At 69.4% G+C, this 4,733-nt stretch carries 5 protein-coding genes; 3 read left to right on the top strand and 2 right to left on the bottom strand.

Features of this window, described 5'->3' with window-relative positions:
* Positions 1-832 (bottom strand): alanine racemase (gene alr / locus RBR29_RS10550; RefSeq protein WP_320349114.1); only part of this gene is annotated, 832 nt, incomplete at its 3' end.
* A 43-nt stretch (positions 833-875) separates the two neighbouring features.
* Here alr and hpnC point away from each other — a divergent pair.
* Genes hpnC through hpnE form a run of 3 tightly spaced genes read left to right on the top strand, consistent with a single transcriptional unit; the run spans position 876 to position 3,923 of the window.
* Positions 876-1,763 carry a squalene synthase HpnC gene (gene hpnC / locus RBR29_RS10545; protein WP_320349113.1) on the top strand — a complete coding sequence of 296 codons (888 nt, stop codon included), beginning with the start codon at positions 876-878 and terminating at the stop codon, positions 1,761-1,763.
* Positions 1,753-2,616, top strand: coding sequence for a presqualene diphosphate synthase HpnD (gene hpnD / locus RBR29_RS10540; protein ID WP_320349111.1), 864 nt, complete (start codon positions 1,753-1,755; stop codon positions 2,614-2,616). Before hpnC ends, hpnD begins: the two co-directional genes overlap by 11 nt.
* Complete coding sequence (gene hpnE, locus RBR29_RS10535; protein WP_320349110.1) at positions 2,613-3,923, top strand: hydroxysqualene dehydroxylase HpnE; 1,311 nt, start codon at positions 2,613-2,615, stop codon at positions 3,921-3,923. The genes hpnD and hpnE overlap by 4 nt, the downstream gene beginning before the upstream one ends.
* Before the next feature lie 41 nt (positions 3,924-3,964).
* Here the strand turns inward: hpnE and rocF are convergent.
* Positions 3,965-4,733, bottom strand: a 769-nt coding sequence (gene rocF, locus RBR29_RS10530; protein ID WP_320349109.1) for an arginase, incomplete at its 5' end; no start/stop codon positions are given.

The following is a 4,733-nucleotide window of genomic DNA, read 5'->3' as shown; positions in this document are numbered from 1 at the left end:
GCATGTCTCGGGGAGCGCGGAAGGTGTGGCCATAGCCCACCGATTCCCCGGCCGGCACACGATGCGTGCTGATCAGCTGGGCCGACAGCGTCATGGCCGGACGCAGGCCGAATGCATCGGCCGGCCGATCGGCAAAGGGCGAAGCCCCGTACAGACAGATGCCGGGCCGCACCCATTGGGTCGCCCCGGCAATGCCCGCCGCCAGCCCGGGCGTCAGGGTCGCGGCGGAATTGCACAGGCTGACCGGGCCGGTCAGGCCGGCGGTCGCATGTGCAAAACATTCGATCTGTGCCCGCGTCACGGCGGGGTCATCGTCCGCACGGGCGAAATGGGTCATCGCGCCAACCTGCCCCAGCACACCGCTGGTCTGCAAGGCCAGTGCGCGATCATGGGCCGCACGGAATTCGTGCGGCTGAAACCCCAGCCGATGCATGCCGGTGTTCAACTTGACGAAGGCATCGATCTGCTGGGCGACCGGGCTGGATTCCAGCATGTCCAGCTGTTCGGCGCAATGCAGCGCGGTGCTGATCCGGTACTGGACCAGGATTTCCAGATCCTGGGGCTCGAAGAAGCCTTCGAGGAGCAGCAACGGACCGGACCAGCCCAATTCCCGGCAGTGGATGGCTTCTTCCAGGTCCAGCATCGCCAGGCCATCGGCTTCGGCAAAACCGGCCAAGGCGGCTTCGATGCCATGACCATAGCCACGCGCCTTGATCACCGCCCAGATGAAAGGCGCCGCGCCGGCAGCATCCTGACGCAGGAGGCCAGCCACCGTCCCCAGATTGTGGGACAAGGCGGCAGTGTCGATCGTCGCCAGAATCGGACGCGGCATGACATCCCCCGGATCAGAAAGGCCCTAAGTATACTGCCTGATCATGGCTGTTGATCACTACGAGAACTTCCCCGTCGCATCCCTGCTGCTGCCCGCCCGGCTGCGCCCTGCCGTGCGCAACCTGTATGCCTTCGCCCGGGGCGCGGACGATATCGCCGACGAAGGCGACGCCTGCCGGGACGCGCGCCTGGCACGGCTCGAAGCCTGGCGCAGCGCAGTCCGCGACCTGGGGGCTGGACGGCCGATCCAGGCCCCGCTGGCCCAGACAGACCGGGCCATCTTCGCCCGCCTGGGCGACACCCTTGCGCATCACCAGTTGCCCATCCAGCCCCTGCTGGACCTGCTGTCGGCCTTCACCCAGGACCTGGACACTGTCCGCTATGCCGACGAGCCCGCCTTGCTGGACTACTGCCGCCGCTCGGCCAACCCAGTCGGCCGCCTGATGCTGCATCTGTTCGGCCACACGGCACCGTCGGCCCTGGCCTGGTCCGACGCCCTTTGCACCGGACTGCAACGGGTGAATTTCTGCCAGGATGTCGCCCTGGACCATGCCAAGGGCCGCTGCTACATCCCCCTGGACTGCCTCGAACGCCACGGGCTCGACCCGGACGACCAGGATGCGCTGTGCGCCGACCCGCCCACCCCGCCCTCAGACGCCTGGCGCGCCGCCGTGCGGGAACAGGCCGGCCTGGCCCACCGCTCCCTGCTGGCCGGCAGTCCGCTTGCCTGGTCGCTGCCTGGCCGCATCGGCCTGGAGCTGCGCCTGGTGGTCCATGGTGGCCTGCGCATCCTGGAAAAACTGGCGGCAGGCGGCTATGACCCCTGGAACCACCGGCCCATCCTGGGCCGCGCCGACGCCTTCCTGCTATGCTGGCGCGCATTCCTTGCACCGCGCCCGGACGCCGCCCTGCCCACCCACCATGACGCCTGACGAATACTGCCAACAGAAAGCCGCCCGCAGCGGTTCGAGCTTCTACTATGCCTTTCTGTTCCTGCCCCCGGAACAACGCCGCGCCATCACGGCGCTGTACGCTTTCTGCCGCGAGGTGGACGATATCGTGGACGAAGTCGGCGAAGCCTCTGTCGCACGGATGAAACTCGCCTGGTGGCGCGACCAGGTCGGCCTGATGTTCGACGGCACGCCCGATCACCCGGTGGCGATCGCCCTGGCCCCCCACATCCGCGCCTTTGACCTGCGCCCGGAGCCTTTCTATGCCGTGATCGAGGGCATGGAAATGGACCTGGATCAGTTCCGCTACGCCGACTGGAACACGCTCAAGGAATACTGCTGGCGGGCCGCTGGCGTAGTAGGCAATCTGTCGGCCAGGATTTTCGGCCACACCGACCCACGCACACTGGAATATGCCGAAACGCTGGGCCTGGCCTTCCAGATGACCAACATCATCCGCGACGTGGGCGACGACGCCCGGCGCGGGCGCATCTACCTGCCGGCCGAGGACATGGCGCGCCACGGCGTGACCGAGGACGACATCCTCGACGGCCATGAGTCCGCCGGATTCCAGGCCCTGATGCGGCAACAGGCCGAACGTGCGCGCGGGCTGTACCGCGACGCCATGCGCGCCCTGCCGGACGCCGATCGCCGCGCGCAGCGGCCCGGCCTGATGATGGCCGCCATCTACGCCGCGCTGCTCGACGAGATCGAACGCGACGGCTGGCATGTGCTGGACCAGCGCATCGCCCTGACGCCGATCCGCAAGTTCTGGCTGGCCTGGAAGACCTGGGTCGGGGGCGGCCGGGGACTGGTGCGCCGCCTGGCGCGATGAGCACCATCGCCGTCGTCGGCGCTGGCTGGGCAGGCCTGGCCGCCGCCATGCGACTGCGCCAGGCAGGCCATGCCGTCCGGGTCTACGAAGCCGCCGCCACGCCGGGTGGCCGGGCACGGCGGATCGATCATCCCGGTCTGGGCCAGCCGATCGACAATGGCCAGCACATCCTGCTGGGCGCCTACACGGCCACCCTGGCGCTGATGCAGGATCTGGGCGTGTCCCCCGCACACGCCCTGCTGGAACGCAATCTGGTGCTGCGATCGGCCGATGGCCGCACCAGATTGCAGTTCTGGCCGCTGCCCCCACCCCTGCACCGCCTGGGCGTCCTGCTGGGCAGCCGCGGGCTGGACGGCTGGCACGGCCGACGCCACCTGGCCCGTGTGTTCGGCGCCCTGGACCCGGCACCCATCGACCCATCCACAACCGTATCAGACTGGCTGACCGGTCTGGGCAGCCCACCCGGCCTGATGGCACGCCTGTGGGAACCCCTGTGCCTGGCCGCCATGAACACGCCGACGCACACCGCGCAGGCCCGCCTGTTCGCCCGCGTGCTGGCCGACAGCCTGGGGGCCGGGCCGGCCGCCAGCCGCCTGCTGATCCCCCGCGGCAGCCTGCACGATCTCTGGCCCGCCCACGCCTGCACCCTGCTGGGCACGGACCTGCTGCGCCACCGGGTGCGCACGATCGCACCGGGGGCGACTGACGGTTGGCAGGTGGACGGCCAGCCGCACTCGCACCTGATCCTGGCGGTGCCCGCTGCCGAAGCCCGGCGCCTGCTGGCGCCGCTGCCCGCCGCAACGGATTTCCTGAATGGCTGGGCCGTCCCCGCACAATCGGCCATCGGCACCCTGACGCTGCGGCTGGCCCGCCCCTGGCAGTCTGGCCATCCAATGCTGCTGCTGCGCGACGACCCGGCGCGCGCGGCCTGGGGACAGTGGCTGTTCGACCGCAGCGCCAGCGCCCGCGCATGCGCCGACCAGCGGTTGGTCCACGTCGTCATCGGCGCCGCAGATCGCTATGCGGGCCAGGATCCCGCACACATCGCGGCCGGGGTCATCGCACAGATCCGCGCCCAGGCAGCAGGGTCGCTGCCACCGCTGCCGGACATCGAGACCCACGCTCTGGTGACGGAACGGCGGGCGACTTTCGATGCCGTCCCGGGCCTGCGCCGTCCCGGCACAATCACGCCCTGGCCCGGCCTGCTGCTGGCCGGGGATTGGACCGATACTGCTTATCCCGCCGTACTGGAAGGCGCCGTGCGCAGCGGCCTGAAGGCGGCGGACGCGATCCCGCCGCCCTGCTGAACCGATCGGCAGGGCGGACGAGTGCACGGCGGCCCTGCGTATCAGCGCGGCCGGCGAACCAGCGTGCTCTTGCCAAACAGGCTTTCGACCAGCTCGACCGCGACCCGGGCCGTGCCGTTGCGCACGTCCAGGGCCGGATTCAATTCCACGATATCCACCGATCCGACCCGGCCCGTATCGGCCAGCATTTCCATGCACAGCTGCGCCTCACGCCAGGTCGGCCCACCCCGGACCGTGGTACCGACGCCCGGCGCATCATCCGGATCCAGAAAATCGACGTCGAAGCTCACGTGGACGTGGGCGTCTGCGGGCAGGCCATCCAGGGCGGACTCCATGACTGCGCGCATGCCGCGTTCGTCGATCGTGCGCATATCGTAGACATCCAAGCGCTGCTCGTGGACGAACTCGCGCTCGCCCGCGTCGACGCTGCGAATGCCGATCATCCGCAGTTCAGCAGGCCGCAGGGCCGGCCCAGGCCCGCCAAGATCCACCAGGCTGGATGGTCCAAAGCCGCACAGGCAGGCCACGGGCATCCCGTGCAGATTGCCGCTGGGCGTGAGCGCAGCCGTATTGAAATCCGTATGGGCATCCAGCCAGAACACCCGCAGCGGCCGGCCCTCGCGCCGACAATGCCGCGCCACGGCTCCCACTGAACCAACCCCCAGGCAATGATCGCCACCCAGCATCAGCGGCAGGCGGCCCGCCTGCAACTGGGCCGTCACCGCCTCGAAGACCAGCGTATTCCAGGCCACGACCTGTTCCAGGTGGCGGTAGCCCTGGATCGGCGGCAACCATGGATTGCCCGGCCCG

It is taken from the genome of Castellaniella sp. (assembly GCF_034007085.1).
Taxonomy (GTDB): domain Bacteria; phylum Pseudomonadota; class Gammaproteobacteria; order Burkholderiales; family Burkholderiaceae_B; genus Castellaniella.
Note: the sequence above shows the minus strand (reverse complement) of the source record. Positions and strands in the feature narration are given on the sequence as shown.